Source organism: Schumannella soli (genome assembly GCF_006517435.1).
Taxonomy (GTDB): domain Bacteria; phylum Actinomycetota; class Actinomycetes; order Actinomycetales; family Microbacteriaceae; genus Schumannella; species Schumannella soli.
In genome coordinates this window covers 528,925-550,653 of sequence record NZ_VHQG01000001.1, presented here as the reverse complement: position 1 = coordinate 550,653, position 21,729 = coordinate 528,925, and the positions used below count along the sequence as shown (strand labels likewise).

Below are 21,729 nucleotides of genomic sequence, written 5' to 3'. Positions count from 1 at the left end.
GAGAGCCGGCCCGATCAGTCCCGCGGTGCCGGGTAGCCGGGGAAGCTGATGATCCCCGTCATCCACGGGCCATCGAGGTCGTCCTCGACGATCCGCACGCCCGTGAGGTTCTCGGCGAGCGCCCACGCGCTCGCGGTCGGCTCGTCGACGTCGTCGTCGCCGTCGACCTCGAAACCGGCCGTGGCGAGCGCCGATCGCGTCGCGGCATCCGCGTCGTCGGGCAGATCGTGGCGCGGATACCAGCGCAGCGGCTCGAACTCGAGGCGCCGGCGACCGCCCTGCCACCAGTGGAAGCGGTCGACCGCGTTCACGTTGAGGAAGTGCGCCGCGACATCGTGCCGCTCGGCCACCGGACGCATCACGAGCTCGTTCACCGTCGCGGTGCCGTTCGCTTGCAGCACGAGCACGGAGGTGCCGATCGCGCGTACCCCGACCATCTGGCGCTGCGTGCTGCCGAAGCCGAGCGCGTCGAACTGCTCGCCCATCAGGGTGTCGAGGTCGGATGCGGTGGATCGCGCGTGCGCTTCCAGCAGATCGAGCACGCGCCGCGGGGTCGCGTCGACCACGACCGCTGCGGCGTAGCCCTGCATCAGCAGGTCGAGCTCGGTGAACCAGGCGTAGTCGCCGGGGACGCGGTCACGGCCGCGCCCTCAGACCACGCGCGTGTGGTCGGCCGAGTCGAGCCAGGCGTCGAAGGTGATCGAGCCGCGATCCGCGTCCGGCTCGCCGGCCAGGGAGCCGGATGCCATGCCGCGGCCGAAGGCACCGGGAAGTCGCGCCTCGACCAGGCGCCTCCGCGCGCCGTCGTGCTGCAGCATTTGCCGCATCAGATCGGCGAGGCTCGCCTGCTCGGGCCCCGCGAGGTCGGACGCTCGGCCAGCCGGGGCGCCGGCGGCGAGCTCGGCGAGACGGGCCCCGACCTCGCGCGCGGCGACCGTGCGCACGAGCGCCTTCGGAGCAACCGTGACCGGTCCGATCGTCGCGCGCACGAGAGTCTGCTCGGCGAACTCGTGGAACTGCGTGGCCCGCAGCACCGTCCAGTCGACCGCGCCGTGCTCGGCGGTGAGCACGCGCTCCTGGGCGAGCTTGCCGGCGTAGTAGCCGTCGTCGATGTCGTCGATGCCCACGATCGAGAGGGCGACGTGATGCGGCACCCCGGCGAGACGCTCGGCCTCGAGCAGCGCGCGCGTGCCCCGCTCGAAGAACTCGACCGACTCGCGCCCCTTGATCGTGGCGACGCTCGTCACGTCGATCAGGGCCTGCACGTCATCCAATGCCGTGGCCGTGGCCGCGGCGTCGAGGATGTCGTGCCCGGCCGACCTCGATAGCGGAACGACCTCGTGCCCGGCGGCTTCGGCGGCGGCCACGGTGTGCCGCCCGACCACGCCGGTCGCACCGGCGATCGCGATCTTCATCCCGCCACTGTGGCACCGCTCGCGGCCGATCGGCGGCGCCGGGCGCGTGCGTCGGGTGAACGGGGGAGGAATTCAGTCGCTGTCGCGGCCGGCCTTCGCGGTGGTGCTGCCCCGCAGTCGGAGCGGTGCGGGCGCGGGCTCAGTCACTGTTGCGGCCGGCCTTCCAGTATCCGCAGAACGTCACGTTCTTCTTGTTCACGCCGAGCTCGCTGACGAGGTAGCGGCGGGTTCCGGTGACGAGCGCGGCTTCGCCGACGGCGAAGGCGTAGGGCTCGCCGACCGGGAAGGGCAGGTCGCGCACGTGCTGCAGGGCGGTCTCGCCGACCTTGGTGCCGTCGGGGCGGATGACCCAGTGCAGGTCGATCGAGTCGGGGGCGTCGATGTGCTGGGCGTCGTCGAGGGTGTCGAGCTCGATGATCGCGATCCCCTTCGCGTCGCGCGGCAGGTCGCGCAGGATGCCGGCGACGGCCGGGAGCCCGGAGGGGTCGGCGACGAGCAGGAACCAGTCGGCGGGCACGGGGCTCCAGCCGCATCCCTGGTCGATCAGGGCCAGCGGGGCGCCCGGCTTGGCGGCCGCCGCCCACGGACCCGCGACGCCCTCGTCGCCGTGCACGACGAAGTCGATGTCGAGCTCGCGCTGCTCAGGGCGGTACGCGCGCACCGTGTAGTTGCGGATCACCGGGCGCGTCGCCTTCGGAAGCGTGAGGTACTTCAGGTAGCCGCGCATGTCGATCCGGTCGGGCAGGCGGTCGAAGGCGGGGTCGCCCTCGGCGACGGGGATCGCGAGGCGGAACCACTGGTCGAAGCCCTGGTATTCGAAGCGCGCCAGGTCATCCCCGCCGATCGTGATCCGCTGGAAGTGCGGCGACACGCGCTCGCTGCGCAGCACCTCCGCCCGCACGAGGCCGGCGACGCCGTGGGTGATCTCGATGTTGCTGATGGATGCCACGGATGCTCCTGTCGGGCGAGCTGGTCAGGTTAGGTAATCCTAACCTGAATCCCGAACGGCCGATGCGAGCTGTGGACAACTTCGTCGCGAAGGTCGCGCAGTGACGTTGGATCGCTTCATGAGCCACGAGACGCCAGTCGCTGCGGTCCGCGGTGCTCGGCTCCGCTGGCTCCTCGCGCCGCATCCGCTGGGCTGGACGGCTGTCGTGGTCGGCGCGTTCGATCTCGTGATCGTCGGCATCTTCGCTCCGAGTGCGTACGAATGGCTCGGTTCGTGGCTCCTTCCGTGGCTGACGAGTCCTGGCTTCGGCGGGTTCGCCGCTGTCGTCGCGGCGACGATCGCGTTTGCCGCGGCCCGCCACCAGGCCGCATCCCAACGTCAAGCCGAACGCAAGGAGCAGTGGTGGAAACGTGCTGAGTGGGCGCTCAACCTCACGCTGAGCGACGAGTCGGCGATCCGCGAGGTGGGCTACGAGACCCTCCGCTCGTTGAGTACGAGCGAGTACGCGGCTGTTCACGAGGCGGACATCATCGGCGCGGCCACGAACCGATCGCTGGTCGCCTACCGCGGTTCGGTCGGTCTCGTCGTCACCGCCGGCGCGGAAGCGCACGGGCACGTTGGCGATTCTCAGGTGCCGGTGGACAATGAGAACGACGGGGAGGAGGTCCGGCCGGATGAGTGACACCGCGAATCACACGGCGCCCGATCTCGCGACGGCCAAGCCGTTCGTCGTCAGCGAGCGTGAGGCGATTGCGGCGGCGCGAGCACAGATAGCCGTCGACAAGCTCCGTGGCATCGAAACGCTGCCGTGGATCGTCGAGCTCGCGAGCCGTACGAAAAGCTGACGCCCGTCTCGGCCATTCGCAGGCCTGCTTGCCCGGTGATCTGGTCCAGCCGACCCGTCGCTCAGGCCAATGCGAGCAGCGCGGCCGCGCCCAGGGCGAGCACGAGGCCGATCCACTGCACCGGTGCGATCCGCTCGCGCAGCAGCACCGAGGCGAGCAGGATCGTGCCCGCCGGGTACATGGCCGTCAGCACGCCGACCACGCTGACGTCGCCGATGCGCAGGCCCGACAGGATCAGGGTGTTCGCCGTCGTGTCGAGAAGTCCCGCGGCGCTCGCGAAGGCGATCGTGCGCGGCGTGAACCCCGAGAACACGCGGACCCCTTCGACGGAGGCGGCTCCGGCGGCGTTCGCGGCACGGGCACGCGCGCGCATCCGCGTCAGCAGGATCGCCGACGCGACGCCGAGGATCACCACCATCCCGATGCGATTGACGAGCAGCGGCAGGATGCCGGAGTCGTGCGGGGTCTGGTCGAGCAGCACCACGATCACGCCGATGAGCACGCCCGCGACGAGCGCCAGCAGCAGCGCCGGCACCGTCGGCCGCACGATCGGCAGGCGCTTCGTCGGATCGGCGGGATCGCGCCCCGGCGGCACGAAGCCGACGAGCACGACCGCGATGAGCGCGACGACGAGGGCGACCGGACCCATCGGCCCGAGCCGGTCGCCCTGCAGCAGGCCCCACACCATCGGCACCATCGCGCCGAGCAGCGCGGTCAGCGGCGAGATGATGCTCATCGGGCCGCGGGCGAGCGCCGCGTAGAGAAGGGGGAGCGCGGTCGCGCTGGTGATGGCGCTGAGACCACCCCAGAGCACGGCGCCCGTCGACCAGGTTCCGCCGAGGATCGGCACCCCGATGACGAGCAGCACGATCAGGCCGGTCGTCGCGCTCAGCGCGGTCACGACCGGGACGGGCAGTCGACGCCCGGAGAGCCCGCCGACGAAGTCGGCCGAGCCGTAGGCGAGCGCGGCGGCGAGCCCGAGGATCACGGTGAGCACCAGAGCACGCTATAGGTGCGGCGAGGTGCGCGCTGACCGGGGCGGGTCAGGCGAGGCGGGTGAGCAGCGCATCCAGCCGGGCTCGCGTGAGGAAGGCGAGCTGGGCGCGCTTGTCGGGCAGGTCGATCTCGGGTCCGATCTCGAAGCCGCTGAGCCGCGCGCGGGTGACGGCGGCCTCGTTGAGCAGATCGGGTTCGGCGACGATGCGCTCGGCGGCCGGACGCGTGAACAGGAACCGCGCGAACGAGACCCCGAGCAGGGTGCTGTAGCCGGCGAGGCGGGCGCCGGCGCGGGCTCCGATGAGCAGGTGGATGCCGACATCACCTCGCTCGACCGGGTACGCCGCGCCGACCGGGTCGTGCTCGGGCTGGTAGGTCTGCAGCAGCGCGACGGGCGTGCCGTCGACCGCCGCGAGGAAGGCGTGGTGGGTGGGCAGCGCATCCACGAACTCGTAGACCTCGCGCAGCTCGTCGGGCGTCGCCTCGCTGAGCCCGCCCCAGAATTGGGAGCGCGGCTGCGCGACCCAGCCGTGCAGCACCGCGAGGTCGGCGACGGGATCGAGCACGCGCAGCTCGACGAGGCCGAGCGGGGAGTCGGGGTCGCTCCAGACGAGCTCGCCGCGGGTGCCGCCGAGGAGGCGATCGGGGTCGCCGTCGGCGGTGAGGGCGGGGTCGAAGGACGGGGTCGAGGCGGGTGCGGCGTCGGAGGTCATCTGGGCTCCTCGGGAGTCGGAGTGTGGGCGGCGGCGAGGTCGGACGCGCACGGTGTCGGGCACGGAAGCCGGTCAGGGGCGCTGTCGAGCCGCATGACGGCCTGGGCGGCCCGCTCAGCGGCTTCCGTGTCCGCACCGACGGTCGAGTCCGGGTCGGAGAACGTCGAATCGGGGGCGAGTCGGGCCCAGTCGGTGACCACGGGGACGGTGCGGGCGGAGGCCCAGTCGTCGAGCTGGTCGGCGAAATGCGGGGAGGCGGGATCGCCGGCGGCGCCGAACGGCACGCCCCAGCGGCTGCGTCCGCGGTCGGCGAGATCCCACGCCCAGCGCGCGACCGAGGTGCGCCACGAGCGATCACTCACCCCGGGCGCCGCCGCGGTGCAGCGCACGGTGTCGCCGTCTCCGGCGAGCGGGACGTCGAGCGTGGGGAGGCCGAGGGGCGCGAGGTCGAGTCCGGGCACGTCGGCGAGCACGTGCAGTGGATGGGCGCGGTGCGTGTCGCCCCAGACGGCCCGCTTGTCGGGTGCGGGTGCGGGTGCGGGTGCGGGTGTCGGTGTGGGTGCGGGTGCGCGTGTAGGTGCGGGGGCGTTGACGCCGCCGGCGGTGCTCGATTCGTCGTCGTCGCCGCCGCCGTCGCCGTCGCCGCCGGCTGCGGGCGGCGCCGTCGGGTGGGCGGCGTGAGCGGTGGGCGCGCCGCTGGCGACATCCGCGCGCGCCGCATCCGCGTGCGGCGCGTCCTTGAGTGCCGCATCCTCGAGTGCCGCGGACGCGAGCCCGAACGCATCGAGGCCGAGACCCGGATCGGCGAGCAGCCGCGGCAGTGCCCCCGCGACGTGCCCGCGCACCGAGAACCACGGGTCGTAGATCGCTCCGAAGCCGTGCGGACGGTGCAACGCCGCGAGCGCGGGCGCATCGGCGACGCGGGCGACGAGGGCCGAGCGCCAGCCGGCGAAGGCGGCGGCGGCGGGGGAGTCGGCATCCATGTCGCCCGACCAGCCGAGCAGCTCGGCGCGGAGGGCGCGAGCGGCGGCCGAGAGCGGCGTCGCGGAGTCGAAGACGGGAGGCGCATCGGCGTCGGAAGTCGACTCGGCGGCGTCGCTGACGCTGGCGCCAGCTCTGTCGCTCTCGCGTGCGCTGTCGCCCGCGCCGCCGGCGCCGAGCGGCGTCGCTCCGGATCCGGCGACGCCCGCCGCCGCTCGATCCTCCGCGCCGAGCGACTCCAGCAACGAACGCAGGGTCTCGGCCGGGCTGAGTCGCACGTCCGCCCAGACTGGACCGGCCGTGTCGGGCGACGCCGAATGGCCGGCGTCGACCAGCTCGCGGATGCGGCGAGCGCGGTTCGCGGACGGGTAGCCGAGCCCGAGATCGCGGGCCGGGTCGGCGGGGCGCTCGTTCGCGTCGACCGCGATGCCGCCGGTTGCCGGCTCGACCGCGACCGGAACCGGCATGGCGCGGTTCGGCGCGACGGCCTCCCGGCTCGCGTCGAGCGGCAGCCGCCGCTGCGCGCGAGGGCGATCCGGCGCGCGGCCGACGACCGCGGAGCGCACGGCGCCGTGGCGGTCCGCGGCGAGCAGTCGGTTCACCGGATCGACCCAGTCGCTGAACGCCGCGACCACGTCGTCGGCGGTGCGGGCGCGCAGCAGGCGTGGGATCGCGCTCACACCGAGGTCGGCGTCGACGCGCGCGGGCGTGCGGAGGCTGTACGCGATGAACTCGGCGGGGGTGCCGGTGCCGGTGTTCGCGTCGTCGGCTGCGTCGCGATCGGCGGTCGCGGACGCATCGGCGGCGCGGGTGGATGCGTCGGCGGCGGGGCCTGCCGCGGCGACGCGGACGGGCACGAGCTCGGTCACGATCGGTCCGCGCGCGGTCTCGTAGGTCACGAGCTCGATCGGGTCCGCGCCGCGCACCTCGATCGTCACGCGGGATGCCGTGACCGGTTCCCAGCCGTCCGGTCCGAGCGCTTCCAGCTCGACGGGCGCGGCGGCGTCCGCCGAGCCGACCGAGCCGGGGATCGTCGACTCGCCGCCGCCGCCGCCGCCGCCGCCGCCGTGCCTCGCGGACGCGCCCCGCGCATCCACCGCCCGCAGCAGCTCGCGGAACAGGTCGGCGCCGTGCGCCATCGCGTTCGTGATGCCCCAGGCCGCGTCGCCGCTGTGTCCGAAGTGCGGCACGCCCGGCACTCCGGGGAAGGCGAGCCCGACGACGTCGAACTCGGGGCAAGCGAGGCGCACCTGCTGGTAGACGCCGGGCAGCTCGAGCAGGCGGTGCGGGTCGCCGGCGAGCAAGGGGAGTCCGGATGCGGTGCGCGAGCCGTGCAGGGCCCAGGCGTTGCTGCCGGCGGTCGGGAGGTTCGGGTCCCCGTCGCCCGGTCCGTCGCCGTCGGAGCCAACAGAGCGCCCCGAGCCGTCGGGATCCCCGGAATCACTGAAACTGCCGGCCCCGCCACCCACGAACAGATCGACCGTGGCGTCGCTGAGCGCATGCGCGACGTGCTGCCGCCACAGCAGCAGCGGGAAGGTGCCGAACAGCGCGTGTGCGACGTGCAGCACCCCGAGCGGCGCGTGATCGGGCCAGGGGTCGAGGGCGGCGTCCCGGCGCTCGCCGAAGTGCGCGTCGAGGAGAGCGAACTCGGGGGCGGCGGCGCCCCGCTCGTCCATCCCGTCGCGCACGCCGGCCGAGTAGGCGTCGACCCACTCGCGCGTCGCGGGGTCGAGCGCCGCGTGCGCGCGACGGGCGGTGTCGTCGAGGCGGGCGCGGTGCGCGAAGACGTCCCACGCGAGTCCGGCCTCGCCGATCAGCGACGCCAGGCGGCCCTCGGCGCGCAGCCGATCCACCTCGATCTGCCAGCCGCGGTCGTGCGCCGTGACCCGGCCCTGGGCGTGCGCGAGCGCGAGTGCGTCCGCGGCGCGCAGGTGCGGAACACCCTGCGCGTCGCGGAACAGCTCGGCTCGCGTCACGGCCTCAGACAGCGGTCGCGTCGGACTCGGGACCGGGTGCGGACGCCGACTCGGCCGACCCGACCGACACGAGTCCCGCATCCACCCCGGCCACCGCCGACGAACCGGCCGCAGTCGACGCCCCCGCCCGCCGCGCGATCGGGTTCGCCATCGTGCCGGCCATGATGAGCGACTGCGACTGGTTCGCCAGGTCGACCATCTGCAGGGTGTTGCGCAGCTGCAGCCTGTTGAGGCACGAGTGCGCGAAGCGCTCGGCGCGCAGGTCGATCGCCGATTCGAGGTCGGGATGCTCGGCCGCGTGCCGGTCGACGCACTCCGCGACGAGCTGCCAGAACACGTGCTCGTGCAGCGTGCCGTCGACGTGCAGAATGCCCGCCAGGTGTCGCAGCACCCCGTCGAAGACATCCGTGAAGATCGCCAGCGCGGCCTCCTGCGCATCCGTCGGCGCGAGCACCCGCTGCACCGCCTCGGGCACCTCGCGCGGGGCGAGCAGGGCGATCTCCTCGCCGATGTCCTTCATGAAGACGCCGGTCGGCACGTTCTGCGAGAGCACGAGGATGAGGTTCTCGCCGTGCGGCATCCAGGCCAGATCGTGCGCGAGCAGGCTGTGCACGAGCGGCCGCAGGTAGGCCTGCAGCAGCGCGCGCGTCCAGACGGTCGCCGGCAACCCCGACGCACGGATCATCGCCGTCACGACCGAGGCGCCGTCGGCATCCCGGTGCAGCAGCGAGGCGAGCGTCGCGACCCGCTCGCCGTTCTGCAGCAGCGGCATCGGGCTCTCGCGCCAGAGCGCGGCGAGCATCTTGCGGTGCGGGTTCGGCTGCGCGGTGCGGTGGTAGACGTCGCCGGTGTAGCCGATGGAGGCGCGCTCGCGCAGCACCCGGAAGCCGTTGCGGGCGAACTCGTCATCCCCCGCCACCAGCTCGGCGACCCAGTCGTTGATCGCCGGGGTGACGCGCATGTACGCGGGGGAGAGCCCGCGCAGGAAGCCCATGTTCTGCACCGCGATCGCGGTCTTCACGTAGTGCCGCTCGGGATGCGAGCGGTTGAACAGGGTGCGCACCGACTGCTGCGCCGTGTACTCGTCGTCGCCGCGGCCGAGCAGCACGAGGTCGCGACGGGCGAGGTCGGCGGCGAAGGTGATCGCGACGCGGTGCTCCCACTGGTGCGGGTGCACGGGCAGCAGGCGGTAGTCAGCGGGGTCGAGTCCGAGGCTGGTGAGCCGGTCGGAGAAGCGCTGCAGCAGCGCCGGGTCGAGCTCGTCGCCGATGAGTCCGGTCTCGCCGAGCCCGACGCCGAGCGCGAGGTGGCTGAGCTCACGCCGCGCGGCGAGCCAGACGAGGCGGATGGGCCGAGCCGACTCGGGCGCGAAGGCCGCGTGCTCGGCCAGGCCGAAGCCGATGCGCCCGTTGTTCGCGACGAATCCCGGATGCCCTTCGGTCATCGAGGTCTCGATCGTCTGGAAGTCGGCGACGGCCAGCTCGGCCGCCGACGGGGTTCCGCGGTGCAGCTTGAAGGCCGCGCTCGCGAGCGTCGACGACAGCTCTTCGAGGTAGGTCGCGAGCAGGGCATCGGGGATGTCGAGCAGCGGCTGCAGCTCGAGGATGAGCTGGAGGGCATCCAGCTCGGCGGGCTCGCCGCGGACCTCGCGGGTCAGCGTCGGCTCGTCGATGATCCAGTGCTCGAGCGCGGTGCGCTCGGCGCGGAAGCGGTAGGTGACGCCGTCGAGCTCGAGGCGCCACGCATCCCCGTCGGCGGTCGGCGCGAGCAGCCGCTCGTGCGTGAACTCGGCGATCGCCTTCGCGACGAGGTGCCGGTGGGCACGGGCCGCGTTCTCGGGGGTGAGGTGCGCGGCCGGGTTCAGATCGAAGCCGTCGAGATCGGACCCGTCGAGGGCCGACCCGCCGAGCGCGGGGTCCTTCACGCCTTCGCCGTCGAGGTCGGTCAGGTCGAGCGACCGGGTCATCGCGCGACCTCCTCGGCGATCGGCGTCGCGAGCGCCGCGGCTCCGACTGCGGCCCCGAGCCGCGACGCCGCGAAGTCCTCCCGCGTGGCGACGCTGAGCAGCGCCCGCTTCACGCGCTCGCCCTCGGGCACGTCGATCTCGCCGACCGGGCGGAATCCCGCTGCCGCGTTCTTGGCGAGGATGCGGTCGTTGCGCACGTCCGGCTCGACCACGACGCGCTCGGCGCCGCGCTCGGCGAAGCACCAGCGCACGACCTCGGCGAAGACGGCGTCGGTGAAGCCGTGCCGCACGCCCGAGCCGGAGCTGTCGGCGGCCGATGCGGCCGGCGGCGCGATGAGGATGTGCATCCCGAGGTCTCCCGGCTCGGCGTCGTGCAGTCCGACGAGCAGCACGCGCGCGGGGTTGTAGGTCTCGACCAGGAAGGCGGGTGCGCCGTCGACCGAGCCGACCCACGAGTCCTGATCCGGATGCGCGACGACCTCGCCGAGGTACGACGCGACCTGCGCGACGTCGAGGTCGCCCATGCCCCAGAAGGCGGAGTTGGGATGCGCGAGCCAGCCCTGCACGAGGGCGGCGTCGCGCGCGGCGTCGGTCGGCGCGATCGTGATCGCGAGGTCGGCCGCCGCGGGCTGCCCGGACCCGTCGGCCGCGACCGGGAGCTCGGCGGCCGCGAACGCCGCGGCGGCGGTGCGCGCGGTCATCGGGCGGCCTCCACCGCATCCGCGGAGACGGACGCGGCCGGCGCCGCATCCGCGTCCGGCGCCGCATCCGCGTCCGGCGCCGCATCCGCGCCCGGCACCGGCAGCGCATCCGCCGGCACCCCGAACTCCTGGAACGCGATGCGCCGCTCGATCGGGTACACCTCGCGCCCGGTGATCGCGGCGATGATGACCGCGTTGCGCCAGGCGCCGAAGCCGAGGTCGGGGGCGGTCACGCCATGCGAGTGCTCCTCCCCGTTGAGCACGAAGACGCGCCCGCGGTCGCCGTCGACCGTGTACTCCCGCGCCACGTCGAGGCGGCCCCGCGCATCCCAGTCGAGGCGGTCGCGGATCGGCTCGAGGAACTCGGGCACCTCGGCCCCGTACCCCGTCGCCAGCACGAGCGCGCCGGTCTCGCGACCGTGCTCCTGCCCGAGCTGCCCGTGCCGCAGGTGCAGCCGGTAGCTCTGCGAGGCCGGCTGCCATTCGGCGCCGATCACCTCGGTGTCGCTGAGCAGCGTCGTCGGCACCGGGCCGCTCGCGCTGAGCCGATAGAGGGTGTCGTAGATCGCGTTGACGAGCTCGCCCGAGATGCCCTTGTAGAGCACCCGCTGCTCGCGGCCGACGGCGTCGCGCAGCTCGGTCGGCAGGGCGTGGAAGTGGTCGGTGTACTCGGGGCTCGTCATCTCGAGCGTGAGCTTCGTGTACTCCATCGGGAAGAAGCGCGGCGATCGCGTGATCCACTCGACCCGGTAGCCGCCGTCGCGGGCGCCCTCGAGCAGGTCGAGGTAGATCTCGGCGGCCGACTGCCCGCTGCCGACGACCGTGACCGATCCGGCGGACTGCAGGCGCTCCTTCGACGGCAGGTAGTCGGAGCTGTGCACGACCGGCCCCGGCAGGCCGCGCAGCGGCGCGGGCACGATCGGACGGGTGCCGACGCCGAGCGCGAGGTGGCGTCCGATCACGGTCTCGGTCGTTCCGGTCGCGGCGACCTCGCTCGTGACGCGGTAGGCATCCAGCGCCTCGTCGTGCTCGATGCTGACGACGCGGCGGCCCCAGCGCAGGTTCGGCAGCTGCTCCGACGCCCAGCGGCAGTAGGCGTCGTACTCGGCGCGCAGCGGGTAGACGTCTTCGCGGATGTAGAAGGGGTAGAGCCGCCCGGTCTGCTTCAGCCAGTTGAGGAAGGAGTAGGGCGAGGTCGGATCGGCCATCGTCACGAGGTCGGCCAGGAACGGCACCTGGATCGTCGCGCCGTCGAGCATCATGCCGTGGTGCCAGGCGAAGCCGTCCGCCGCATCCAGGAACACGGCGTCGACGTCGTCGAGCGGCGCGGTCAGGCAGGCGAGGCCGAGATTGAAGGGGCCGATTCCGACGCCGACGAGGTCGTGGATGTGCGGGGGCGAGCCGTCGGCGCCGACGGCGGCGAGGTCGTGGATGTGCGGGGTCGCGGGTGCGCTCATCGCGCCACCTCCGGGTTCAGGTCGGCGAGGTCGAGTTCGGCGAGATCCAGTTCGGCGTCGTTCAGGTCGAGGGCGTCGAGCGCCCCGGTGTCGTGCAGGGCGGCGGCCGCGGCGCGCACCAGCTCGAGCCCGCCGAGCACCTGCTCCGCGGAGGTCTCGGGGTTGAGCAGCGTGAGCTTGAGCGCCGGGCGGCCGTCGATCACGGTCTTCGCGACGAGCACACGGCCGGCGTCGAAGAGCACGCGGCGCACGAGCGGCACGAGGCGGTCGGCCTCCGCATCCGTCACGCCCTCGGGCTGCCAGCGGAAGATGACCGTGCTCAGCTGCGTCGGGCTGAGCAGGCGCAGCTCCTCGTCGTCGGAGAGCCGGGCGTGCACCCGCTGCGTGGTCGCGAGCGTCGTGTCGAACATCCGCCCGAGTTCGTCGGCGCCGAGCGCCCGCAGGGTCGCCCAGAGCTTGAGCGCGTCGAGGCGGCGGGTGGTCTGCAGCGACTTGTCGACCTGGTTCGGCTCAGCATTCGCGAGCGGGTTGAGGTAGTCGGCGTGCCAGGCGATGCGCGCCAGCTCGCGGCCGTCGCGCACGATCAGCGCGCTCGACGACACCGGCTGGAAGAAGCTCTTGTGATAGTCGACCGTCACCGAGTCGGCGCGCTCGACTCCGGCCAGCAGCTGCCGGTGCTCGCGGCTGACGAGCAGGCCGCAGCCGTAGGCGGCATCCACGTGCATCCAGGCCCCTGCCGCATGCGCGGCGTCGGCGATCTCGGCGAGCGGGTCGATCATGCCGCGGTCGGTCGTGCCGGCGGTCGCGACGACGGCCATCGGGATGCGCCCCGTCGCGGTCACGGCGGCGAGGCTCGCGCGCAGGGCGGCCGGGTCGAGGCGTCCGGCGGCGTCGGTCGGCACGCTCACGACGGCGTCGTCGGCCAGCCCGAGCAGCAGGGCCGACTTCTGCACGCTGAAGTGCGAGTTCTCGGTCGCCAGGATCGACATGCGGGCGAGCAGGGCCGGGCGGCGGGTGTCGGTGGTTCCGGAGGCGTCGTCGGTGTCGGCATCGCTGGCGGTGGCGGAGGCGGCGGTGGCGGCCGCCTGGATGCGGGCGAGCGTCGACTCCCGCGCGAGCAGCAGCGCCTGCAGGTTCGACTGCGTGCCGCCCGAGGTGAAGACGCCGTCGGGGGCGGGGGCGGCATCCGCTTCGCTCGCGGAGCTCGCGCCGTCGGCGCCGAACCCGATCCGCCCGGCCGTCCAGTCGATGAGCCGGCGCTCCAGGAGCGTGCCGATCGTCGACTGGTCGTAGGTGTCGACGGAGGTGTTGATCGCCGCGAGCACCGCCTCGGCCGCGACGGCCGGCAGCGCGACCGGGCAGTTGAGGTGGGCGAGGTAGCCGGGGTCGTGGAACCAGACGGCGTTCGCGGCGAAGACCTCGTCGATCTCGGCCATCGCGGCGCGGGTTCCGACGCCGTCGCCGTCGAGGTCGGCGGCGTCGACGAGCGACTGCAGCTCGTCACGGCTCGCGCCGGAGAAGGGCTGGCGGATGCCGCGCAGCCGGGTCGCGATCGCCTCGACCGTGTCGTGCACGGCCTCGGCGTAGCGGTCCGCCGTGGCGGAGGTGAGCAGGTGGGACACGGATGAGCTCCTCGGAGGGGAAGGAAGTCAGCGGGGGTCGCCCCGCCCGGTTCCGCGCAGAGCATCCGGACGGGTTAGGTCCGCCTTAGTTAGGCGAGCCTCAGCTAATGTACCCAGTTCGTGGGACTCCGCAACGGACGGGTGTCGCACAGTGACGCCGAGGCGATGGCGCGCGCCGCGATGTCGCGATCCGGCCATCCGATATCGCTCCTCCACACCGGCGCGCGGGCGCACCCCTCCCCATCGCCGGGGTCCGCGGCGGCGCACGTCGGTGCGGCTCCGTAGAGTGGATGCCATGACGATCGCCGCCGGAACCGCCCCTCTCGAGGTGCTCGAGCGGGTCTTCGGATACGACGAGTTCCGCGGGCAGCAGGCCGCGATCATCGACCGGCTCGTGAGCGGCGGCGACGCCCTCGTGCTCATGCCCACGGGCGGCGGCAAGTCGCTCTGCTACCAGATCCCCTCGCTCGTCCGGCAGGGCACCGGCGTCGTCATCTCGCCGCTCATCGCCCTCATGCAAGACCAGGTGGATGCGCTCTCCGCCGTCGGCGTGCGCGCCGAGTTCCTCAACTCGACCCAGCTGCCGGATGAGCGTCGCCGCGTCGAACAGGCGCTGCTCGACGGCGAGGTCGACCTGCTCTACCTCGCGCCCGAGCGGCTGCGCATGGAGTCGATGCTGGGGCTGCTCGACCGCCTCGACATCGCCCTCTTCGCGATCGACGAGGCGCACTGCGTCTCGCAGTGGGGCCACGACTTCCGGCCCGACTACCTGCAGCTCTCGGTGCTGCACGAGCGCTGGCCCGCGGTGCCGCGCATCGCGCTCACGGCGACCGCGACCGAGCAGACCCGCCACGAGATCGCGCAGCGACTCGACCTCGGCGAGGCCGAGTGGTTCGTCTCGAGCTTCGACCGGCCCAACATCCAGTACCGCATCGAGGCGAAAGACCGTCCGGTGCAGCAGCTGCTCAAGCTGATCCGCTCCGAGCACCCCGGCGACGCCGGCATCGTCTACTGCCTCTCGCGCAAGTCGGTCGAGTCGACCGCCGCCGCGCTCGTGGCCGAGGGGATCCCGGCCCTGCCGTACCACGCGGGTCTCGACGCGAGCGTGCGCCAGCGCAACCAGGCGCGGTTCCTGCGCGAAGACGGCCTGGTCATGGTCGCGACGATCGCCTTCGGCATGGGCATCGACAAGCCGGACGTGCGCTTCGTCGCCCACCTCGACCTGCCCAAGAGCGTCGAGGGCTACTACCAGGAGACCGGTCGCGCGGGCCGCGACGGTCTCAAGTCGACCGCCTGGCTCGCCTACGGCCTGCAGGACGTCATGCAGCAGCGCCGCATGATCGACGACAGCGAGGGCGACCGCGCGCATCGCCGCCGCATGCAGGCGCACCTGGATGCGATGCTCGCCCTCTGCGAGACGATCGACTGCCGTCGCGTGCAGCTGCTCGACTACTTCGACGAGAAGACCCAGCCCTGCGGCAACTGCGACACCTGCCTCGCCCCGCCGGAGTCGTGGGACGGCACGGTCGCCGCGCAGAAGCTGCTCTCGACCGTCGTGCGGCTCGATCGCGAGCGCGGGCAGAAGTTCGGCGCCGGGCAGATCATCGACATCCTGCTCGGCAAGAGCACCGACCGCGTGCGTCAGCAGCGGCACGACGAGCTGAAGACCTTCGGCATCGGCACCGAGCTGAGCGACACCGAGTGGCGCGGGGTCGTGCGCCAGCTGCTCGCCCGCGACATCCTCGTCGTGCAGGGCGAATACGGAACCCTCGCGATCGGCGACAGCGCCCGCGGCGTGCTCGACGGCTCGGAGACCGTGCGCCTGCGCCGCGAGGCGCCGAAGGCCGCGCGCGGTCGCGGCGGTTCGGGAGCCGGTGGCTCCGGTGCGCGGCGCGGTCAGGTGCAGGAGCTGCCCGAGGGCGCCCGCGACCTCTTCGAGACGCTGCGCGAGTGGCGCGCCGCGACCGCCCGCGCCCAGGGCGTTCCCGCCTATGTCGTCTTCAACGACGCCACGCTGCGCGGCATCGCGCTCATCAAGCCGACCTCGCGCGACGAGCTCGGCGAGATCAGCGGCGTCGGCGAGAAGAAGCTCGACACCTACGCGGAGGCGGTGCTCGCCGTCGTCGCCGGCGACCCGGTGCCCGAGGGCGCCGGGGCAGAGCCGGCTGAGACGTCGGTCGCAGCCGCGGCCGGATCGGCCGCTTCGGCGCCGGCCGGCTCGGCCGCTGCTGGGACCGGCTCCGCGGCCGCCTCTGCTGCCTCTGGGGCCTCGGCTGCTCGCGGCGCATCGCCGGTCGCGACGACCACCCGGCGCTCCGGTCCCGCATCCCGCTCGACCTCGCGCCCGAGCAGCGGCGGCCGCGGTCCGACCCGCCCGAACTCGGCCGCCCCGGCCTTCGCCGACCAGGAGCCGCCGCCCTTCTTCGACGAACCGCCCTACGACCCCGAGTTCGACGAGCCGCCCTTCCCCGACGACGGCCGCTGACGTCGAGCCCGGCTGAGCAGGCGCTCGAGTCGGAGGATCGCGACGATCCCGGCCGCGCATCCGCCACGCCATATTCCGTTATCCGTATGTGTCATCGACCGAACCGGTCCGGCTGTGACAGGCTGAGGCGATGCTCGCCTCCGCCGCCCGCCGCATCGCCGGCCCACTCGCCAAGGCGGGCTTCCGCCCGAAGGTCGAAGGCAAGCGCAACGTGCCGAAGCGCGGCGCCGTCATCCTCGCCAGCAACCACCTCTCGTTCATCGACAGCGTCGTGATCACCCTCGTCGCGCCGCGCATGGTCTCGTTCCTCGCGAAGTCCGACTACTTTACCGGCACCGGCGTCAAGGGCTGGTTGAGCAAGGTCTTCTTCAGCGGCGTCGGCGCCGTCCCCGTCGAGCGCGGCGCCGGAGCGGCCGCGCAGCAGGCGCTGGATGCCGGACTCGCGATCCTCGAGAAGGGCGACGCCTTCGCGATCTACCCCGAGGGCACCCGCTCGCTCGACGGCAAGCTCTACAAGGGGCGCACCGGCGTCGCCTGGCTCGCGCTCACCGCCGGGGTGCCGGTCGTGCCCGTCGGCATCGTCGGAACCGACGAGCTGCAGCCGGTCGGATCCAACCGCATCCACCGCGCCAAGGTGACCGTGCGCTTCGGCAAGCCGCTCGACCTCGCGCACTTCGGGCCGGCCACCTCGGGACGCGCCCGCCGTCAGGCGACCGACGCGATCATGGCCGAGATCCAGAAGCTCAGCGGCCAGGAGCTCGCCGGCCGCTACAACGAGAGCCCCGCCGCGAACGTCGTCGAGCGCGTCAAGCGCGCCCTCCACCCCGAGCGCCTCTAGCTGGCCCGTTGCCCCCAGCCCGCCGTCGCTCGTCGCTCGTCAATACTGTCTCCCGGCGCCCCGAGCCCGCCGCCGTTTCGCGGATACTGGCGCCTCTCAATGCGGATACTGGCGAGGCGATAGGCCAGGTCTCCCCGCGGCCCCGCCACCGCGCCCGGACAGTATCCGCGTGACCCGGGCTGCGCGGGATCGTGGCCGCGCTCGCCTCCGCGCCAGCCCGCAGCTCTTGGCTCCGCCCCGCGAACCCCGCGCAGCGGATACTGGTGTCCAGCGAGCCGATACTGGCGAGGCGACGGGGGGACGCGCTCTGCGGCCGCGCCGAGACGCCCCAGCAGTATCCGAGGCCCCCGGCATCCGCCGCGCGCCCTCGCGTTCACCGGGCTGCCCCAGCATCCTCCCGAGTCGCTGTCGACAGGCACTCAGGTCTTGTGGCGCGTGCACCGACAGGTCTACGTTCTGCGCTGATGGGCACATCCGCCTTACCCGTGTGACGGACGCCCGAACCCGTTCCCGTGGAGGCGGCCGTGCCGTTCCGTATTCCGCGCACCGATCCCGGTGCCGTCACGCTGACCGACGGCGGGCTCGAGACCGACCTCATCTACAACGCCGGACTCGACCTGCCCGACTTCGCCGCATTCCCGCTGCTCGACGACGAGCACGGACGCGACGCCCTCGCCGCCTACTTCCGTCTCGCGATCGAGACGGCCCAGGATGCGCACACCCCCTTCAGCCTCGACACCGTCACCTGGCGGGCGAACCCCGACTGGGCCGCTCGCCGCGGCTACGCCGGTGCGGAGTTCGAGCGGATCGTGCGCGATGCGGTCGAGTTCGCGCGCGACCTGCGCGACCAGGCCATCGACGACGGGGCGCGGCATCCGATCCTCGTCTGCGGCGTCGTCGGGCCGCGCGACGATGGTTACGCGCCCGCCACCCTCATGACCTCCGCCGAAGCGCGCGACTACCACCGGCGGCAGATCGCCGTCTTCGCGGATGCGGGGGTCGACTACGCCGCCGCCATGACGATGGCCTACCCCGCTGAAGCGATCGGCATCGTCGAGGCGGCGCAGGCCGAGGGGCTTCCCATCGCGATCTCGTTCACCGTCGAAACCGACGGCCGACTGCCCGCCGGCCAGACGCTGCGCGACGCGCTCGCCGAGGTGGATGCCGCCACCGACGGCGGTCCCGCGTACTTCGGGGTCAACTGCGCGCATCCCGACCACCTGCCCGACGGCCTCGACGAGGAGTGGGGCGGGCGCCTCGCCGTGTACCGCGCGAACGCCTCGCGACGCAGGCACGCCGAGCTCGACGCCCTCGACGAGCTGGATGCCGGCGACCCGGCCGAGCTCGGACGTCTCGTCGGCGCGCTGCATCGCCGCCTTCCCGGCCTCACCGTGCTCGGCGGATGCTGCGGAACCGACGACCGCCACATCCGCGCGATCGCCGAGGCGGTGCTGCGCCGCGACTGAGCCCAGAGCTGAGCGTCGCCGGATCGCAACCCCGCGCATCCGCGCTCGGCGCTAGCCTCAGCGCATGACCTTCGATCCGAACTCGGATATCAGCAAGGGCCGCGTGAGCAAGCGCGGGCGCAACGCCGGGATCGGCGTCGGCGCGGGCGCTGGCGGTCTGGTCATCATCGCCCTCCTCATCCAGGCGTTCACCGGCGTCGACCTGACCGGTCTGCTCGCCGGCGGAACCGGCACGAGCGGCGGCGGCGCGACCTCCGACGAGAGCGCCCTGAGCTGCACCGCCCAGCAGGCCAACGATGACACCGAGTGCCGGGTGCAGGGCGCGGCGGCGTCGCTGCGCGAGTACTGGCCGCAGCACGTGAAGAACGCGACCGATCCGAAGATCATCATCTTCGAGGGCCAGACGAACACCGGATGCGGTGGTGCGACCTCCGCGGTCGGCCCCTTCTACTGCCCGGCCGATCAGCAGATCTACCTCGACACCTCCTTCTACGACCAGCTGAAGTCGCAGTTCGGCTCGACCACCGGGCCGCTCGCGCAGCTGTACGTGATCGGGCACGAGTGGGGTCACCACATCCAGCACATCACCGGCATCACCGATGGCAAGGATCTGCGCGCGACCGGCCCGTCGAGCGACAGCGTGCGCCTCGAGCTGCAGGCCGACTGCTTCGCCGGGGCCTGGCTGGGCGCGGCGGCGCAGGGCGACGACCGCGTGCTCGAGCCGCCGACGCGCCAGCAGATCGACGATGCGCTGAACGCGGCGGCGACGGTCGGCGACGACAACATCCAGGAGAAGACGCAGGGTCAGGCGACGCCGGAGAGCTGGACGCACGGCTCGAGCGCCGCGCGCCAGAAGTGGTTCCTGACCGGGTACAACGGCGACCCGCAGTCGTGCAACACCTTCGACGTCAGCGCGGCGCAGCTCGGCGACAGCTGACCCGTCTCGCGTCATCCTCTAAGGGCTTTCGCCCAGCTTTGTGGATCTCGCACAACCGTGCCGCGACCGTCCGACGGCGCGTTCGTGAGGTCCGACGACGATTCGCGCCACGGCCGCGACCCCGGCCTACCGTGGCGCAGACAAGGTGAGCGGAGCTGCTGGGAGCCTCCGCGCCCGATCCCGGAGGAACCAGCATGAGCGTCATCGACGAGCCCGCGACCGAAGCCCTTCCCGCCGGCGGAGCAGCCGACACGAAGTCCGCGAGCGACAAGGCCGCGGCCGAGAAGGCCAAGCACGACAAGGCCGACAAGCACGGCAAGACCGGCACGGTGGATGCGGGCCGCATCGACACGGTCTGGCTCGGCGAGTACCTGCTCGGCAAGTGGGCCGATGACCGCCGCACGAGCCGCGAGCAGCTCAAGGACGAGCGCTATCACCGCATCGACGGCCTGACGATGGCCGACCACCGCGAGCGCACCCTCGGCCAGCTGCATCAGCTCGTCGCCGACAAGGCCGTGCACCGTGCCTTCCCGAAGCACCTCGGCGGCGAGGACAACCACGGTGGCAACATCGCCGCCTTCGAGGAGCTGCTGCTCGCCGATCCCTCGCTGCAGATCAAGTCGGGCGTGCAGTGGGGACTGTTCGGCGCCGCGATCCTGCACCTCGGAACCGAACGCCACCACGACGCCTACCTGCCGAGCGCGATGTCGCTCGAGATCCCGGGCGCCTTCGCGATGACCGAGACCGGACACGGCTCGGATGTCGCCTCGATCGGCACGACGGCGACCTACGACCCGGAGACGCAGGAGTTCGTCATCCACACCCCGTTCCGCGCGGCGTGGAAGGACTACCTCGGCAATGCGGCGAAGGACGGCCGGGCGGCGGTCGTCTTCGCGAAGCTCATCACGCAGGGCGTCGACCACGGCGTGCACGCCTTCTACGTGCCGATCCGCGATGCCGACGGCGCGTTCCTGCCGGGTGTCGGCGGCGAGGACGACGGACTCAAGGGCGGACTCAACGGCATCGACAACGGCCGCCTGCACTTCGACCACGTGCGCATCCCGCGCCTCGACCTGCTCGACCGCTACGGCCAGGTCGCCGAGGACGGCTCCTACACCTCGCCCATCGCGAGCCCCGGCCGCCGCTTCTTCACGATGCTCGGCACGCTCGTGCAGGGTCGCGTCTCGCTCGACGGCTCGTCGACGCTCGCCTCGAAGGTCGGTCTGACGATCGCGCTGCGCTACGCGAGCGAGCGTCGTCAGTTCGCGGGCGCGGATGCCGAGAACGAGGTCGTGCTGCTCGACTACCAGCGCCACCAGCGCCGCCTGCTGCCGCGTCTCGCCGAGACCTACGCGATGTCGTTCGCGCACGAGCGTCTGCTCGAGAAGTTCGACTCCGTGTTCTCGGGCAAGGGCGACACCGACGAGGACCGGCAGGATCTCGAGACCCTCGCCGCCGCCCTCAAGCCGCTGAGCACCTGGGCCGGCCTCGACATCCTGCAGGAGTGCCGCGAGGCCTGCGGCGGCGCCGGCTTCCTCGCCGAGAACCGCTTCACCCAGCTGCGCGCCGACCTCGACGTCTACGTGACCTTCGAGGGCGACAACAACGTGCTGCTGCAGCTCGTCGCGAAGCGCCTGCTCGGCGACTACGCCGCGAAGCTGTCGAAGGCGGACGCGGGCGACATCGCCGGCTTCGTCGCCGGCCAGGTCGGGGATGCTGCGCTCAACCGCTCGGGTCTGCGCAAGGTCGCGCAGGCGGTCGCCGACTTCGGCTCGACCGCCCGCTCGGTCGGCATGGTTCGCGACGAGGCCTCGCAGCGTCAGCTGCTCACCGATCGCGTGCACACCATGGTCGGCGAGGTGGCGCTGCGACTGCGTGGCGCATCCAAGCTGTCGGCGGAGGCCGCGGCCGAGCTGTTCAACGCGAACCAGGACGAGCTGATCCAGGCGGCCCGTGCGCACGCGGAGCTGCTGCAGTGGGAGTCGTTCACGGATGCGCTGGGCTGGGTCGAGCACCCCGGCACGAAGCAGAAGCTCACCTGGCTGCGCGACCTCTTCGGCTTCACGCTGATCGAGAAGCACCTGGCCTGGTACCTGATGCACGGGCGCCTGTCGGCGTTCCGCGCGCAAGCGATCACCGATTACATCGACGACCGTCTGCTGCCGCGCCTGCGCCCGCACGCGCTCGACCTGGTGGAGGCGTTCCAGCTCGCGCCGGAGCACCTGCGGGCGCCGATCGCGACGGGCGCCGAGGCCGCGCGGCAGGACGAGGCGCGCGATTACTACGCCGCGCTGCGCGCCTCGGGTGAGGCGCCGACGCCGGAGAAGTCGCCGAAGAAGCGCTGATCACAGGGACGACGCGACGGCCGCCGAGCGTGCGGGC

15 protein-coding genes and 2 pseudogenes are annotated in these 21,729 nt (G+C 72.6%); 7 read left to right on the top strand and 10 right to left on the bottom strand.

Going from position 1 to position 21,729, the window contains the following annotated elements; all coding sequences use genetic code 11:
• Positions 1–14: 14 nt before the first annotated feature.
• The 3 genes and pseudogenes from FJ657_RS02595 to FJ657_RS02585 all read right to left on the bottom strand — a co-directional run.
• Positions 15–614 (bottom strand): annotated as a pseudogene (locus FJ657_RS02595) (DUF6461 domain-containing protein); the annotation flags it as partial.
• A 36-nt stretch (positions 615–650) separates the two neighbouring features.
• On the bottom strand, positions 651–1,415 hold the full coding sequence (locus FJ657_RS02590) for an SDR family oxidoreductase (RefSeq protein WP_141162108.1): 765 nt from the start codon (positions 1,413–1,415) through the stop codon (positions 651–653).
• Between the two features lie 139 nt (positions 1,416–1,554).
• Positions 1,555–2,364: a siderophore-interacting protein gene (locus FJ657_RS02585; protein ID WP_369407393.1), complete on the bottom strand. Its 810-nt coding sequence runs from the start codon at positions 2,362–2,364 to the stop codon at positions 1,555–1,557.
• Between the two features lie 118 nt (positions 2,365–2,482).
• On the opposite strand from FJ657_RS02585, the gene FJ657_RS02580 reads away from it, so the two are divergent.
• Positions 2,483–3,046, top strand: a complete 564-nt coding sequence (locus FJ657_RS02580; protein WP_141162107.1) for a hypothetical protein — start codon at positions 2,483–2,485, stop codon at positions 3,044–3,046.
• On the top strand, positions 3,039–3,209 hold the full coding sequence (locus FJ657_RS16985; RefSeq protein WP_181408837.1) for a hypothetical protein: 171 nt from the start codon (positions 3,039–3,041) through the stop codon (positions 3,207–3,209). The genes FJ657_RS02580 and FJ657_RS16985 overlap by 8 nt, the downstream gene beginning before the upstream one ends.
• A gap of 61 nt (positions 3,210–3,270) precedes the next feature.
• Here the strand turns inward: FJ657_RS16985 and FJ657_RS02575 are convergent, their stop codons facing one another.
• From FJ657_RS02575 to FJ657_RS02545, 7 genes are read right to left on the bottom strand one after another with little or no spacing between them, the layout of a single operon-like run.
• On the bottom strand, positions 3,271–4,206 hold the full coding sequence (locus tag FJ657_RS02575) for an EamA family transporter (protein WP_141162106.1): 936 nt from the start codon (positions 4,204–4,206) through the stop codon (positions 3,271–3,273).
• 46 nt (positions 4,207–4,252) lie between these two features.
• Positions 4,253–4,918, bottom strand: coding sequence for a GNAT family N-acetyltransferase (locus FJ657_RS02570; RefSeq protein WP_141162105.1), 666 nt, complete (start codon positions 4,916–4,918; stop codon positions 4,253–4,255).
• Positions 4,915–7,875 carry a penicillin acylase family protein gene (locus FJ657_RS02565; protein WP_181408836.1) on the bottom strand — a complete coding sequence of 987 codons (2,961 nt, stop codon included), beginning with the start codon at positions 7,873–7,875 and terminating at the stop codon, positions 4,915–4,917. The genes FJ657_RS02570 and FJ657_RS02565 overlap by 4 nt, the downstream gene beginning before the upstream one ends.
• Before the next feature lie 4 nt (positions 7,876–7,879).
• Positions 7,880–9,841 (bottom strand): IucA/IucC family protein, encoded by a 1,962-nt coding sequence (locus tag FJ657_RS02560; protein WP_141162103.1) that lies wholly within the window; start codon positions 9,839–9,841, stop codon positions 7,880–7,882.
• Positions 9,838–10,542, bottom strand: coding sequence for a GNAT family N-acetyltransferase (locus tag FJ657_RS02555; RefSeq protein WP_141162102.1), 705 nt, complete (start codon positions 10,540–10,542; stop codon positions 9,838–9,840). The genes FJ657_RS02560 and FJ657_RS02555 overlap by 4 nt, the downstream gene beginning before the upstream one ends.
• Entirely contained in the window at positions 10,539–11,999 is a 1,461-nt protein-coding gene (locus FJ657_RS02550; RefSeq protein WP_141162101.1) for a lysine N(6)-hydroxylase/L-ornithine N(5)-oxygenase family protein, read from the bottom strand. The genes FJ657_RS02555 and FJ657_RS02550 overlap by 4 nt, the downstream gene beginning before the upstream one ends.
• A complete protein-coding gene (locus FJ657_RS02545; RefSeq protein WP_141162100.1) occupies positions 11,996–13,621 on the bottom strand; it encodes a pyridoxal phosphate-dependent decarboxylase family protein in 1,626 nt (541 codons plus the stop codon). Before FJ657_RS02545 ends, FJ657_RS02550 begins: the two co-directional genes overlap by 4 nt.
• 295 nt (positions 13,622–13,916) lie before the next feature.
• Here FJ657_RS02545 and recQ point away from each other — a divergent pair.
• The 5 genes and pseudogenes from recQ to FJ657_RS02520 form a co-directional block, all read left to right on the top strand.
• Positions 13,917–15,752, top strand: a pseudogene (recQ, locus tag FJ657_RS02540) (DNA helicase RecQ); the annotation flags it as partial.
• A 484-nt stretch (positions 15,753–16,236) separates the two neighbouring features.
• A complete protein-coding gene (locus FJ657_RS02535) occupies positions 16,237–16,944 on the top strand; it encodes a lysophospholipid acyltransferase family protein (protein ID WP_141162098.1) in 708 nt (235 codons plus the stop codon).
• A 524-nt stretch (positions 16,945–17,468) separates the two neighbouring features.
• Entirely contained in the window at positions 17,469–18,410 is a 942-nt protein-coding gene (locus FJ657_RS02530; RefSeq protein ID WP_141162686.1) for a homocysteine S-methyltransferase family protein, read from the top strand.
• Between the two features lie 64 nt (positions 18,411–18,474).
• On the top strand, positions 18,475–19,347 hold the full coding sequence (gene ypfJ, locus FJ657_RS02525) for a KPN_02809 family neutral zinc metallopeptidase (protein WP_141162097.1): 873 nt from the start codon (positions 18,475–18,477) through the stop codon (positions 19,345–19,347).
• Between the two features lie 194 nt (positions 19,348–19,541).
• The gene (locus FJ657_RS02520) at positions 19,542–21,692 is read left to right on the top strand and encodes an acyl-CoA dehydrogenase family protein (protein WP_141162096.1); all 2,151 of its coding nucleotides are present in this window, start codon (positions 19,542–19,544) and stop codon (positions 21,690–21,692) included.
• Positions 21,693–21,729 lie beyond the last annotated feature (37 nt).

Coding starts and splice junctions, on each gene's coding strand:
- FJ657_RS02590 (WP_141162108.1), bottom strand. CDS start 1,415: ATGAAGATCGCGATCGCCGGTGCGACCGGCGTGGTCGGGCGGCACACC.
- FJ657_RS02580 (WP_141162107.1), top strand. CDS start 2,483: ATGAGCCACGAGACGCCAGTCGCTGCGGTCCGCGGTGCTCGGCTCCGC.
- FJ657_RS16985 (WP_181408837.1), top strand. CDS start 3,039: ATGAGTGACACCGCGAATCACACGGCGCCCGATCTCGCGACGGCCAAG.
- FJ657_RS02570 (WP_141162105.1), bottom strand. CDS start 4,918: ATGACCTCCGACGCCGCACCCGCCTCGACCCCGTCCTTCGACCCCGCC.
- FJ657_RS02560 (WP_141162103.1), bottom strand. CDS start 9,841: ATGACCCGGTCGCTCGACCTGACCGACCTCGACGGCGAAGGCGTGAAG.
- FJ657_RS02555 (WP_141162102.1), bottom strand. CDS start 10,542: ATGACCGCGCGCACCGCCGCCGCGGCGTTCGCGGCCGCCGAGCTCCCG.
- FJ657_RS02550 (WP_141162101.1), bottom strand. CDS start 11,999: ATGAGCGCACCCGCGACCCCGCACATCCACGACCTCGCCGCCGTCGGC.
- FJ657_RS02535 (WP_141162098.1), top strand. CDS start 16,237: ATGCTCGCCTCCGCCGCCCGCCGCATCGCCGGCCCACTCGCCAAGGCG.
- ypfJ (WP_141162097.1), top strand. CDS start 18,475: ATGACCTTCGATCCGAACTCGGATATCAGCAAGGGCCGCGTGAGCAAG.
- FJ657_RS02520 (WP_141162096.1), top strand. CDS start 19,542: ATGAGCGTCATCGACGAGCCCGCGACCGAAGCCCTTCCCGCCGGCGGA.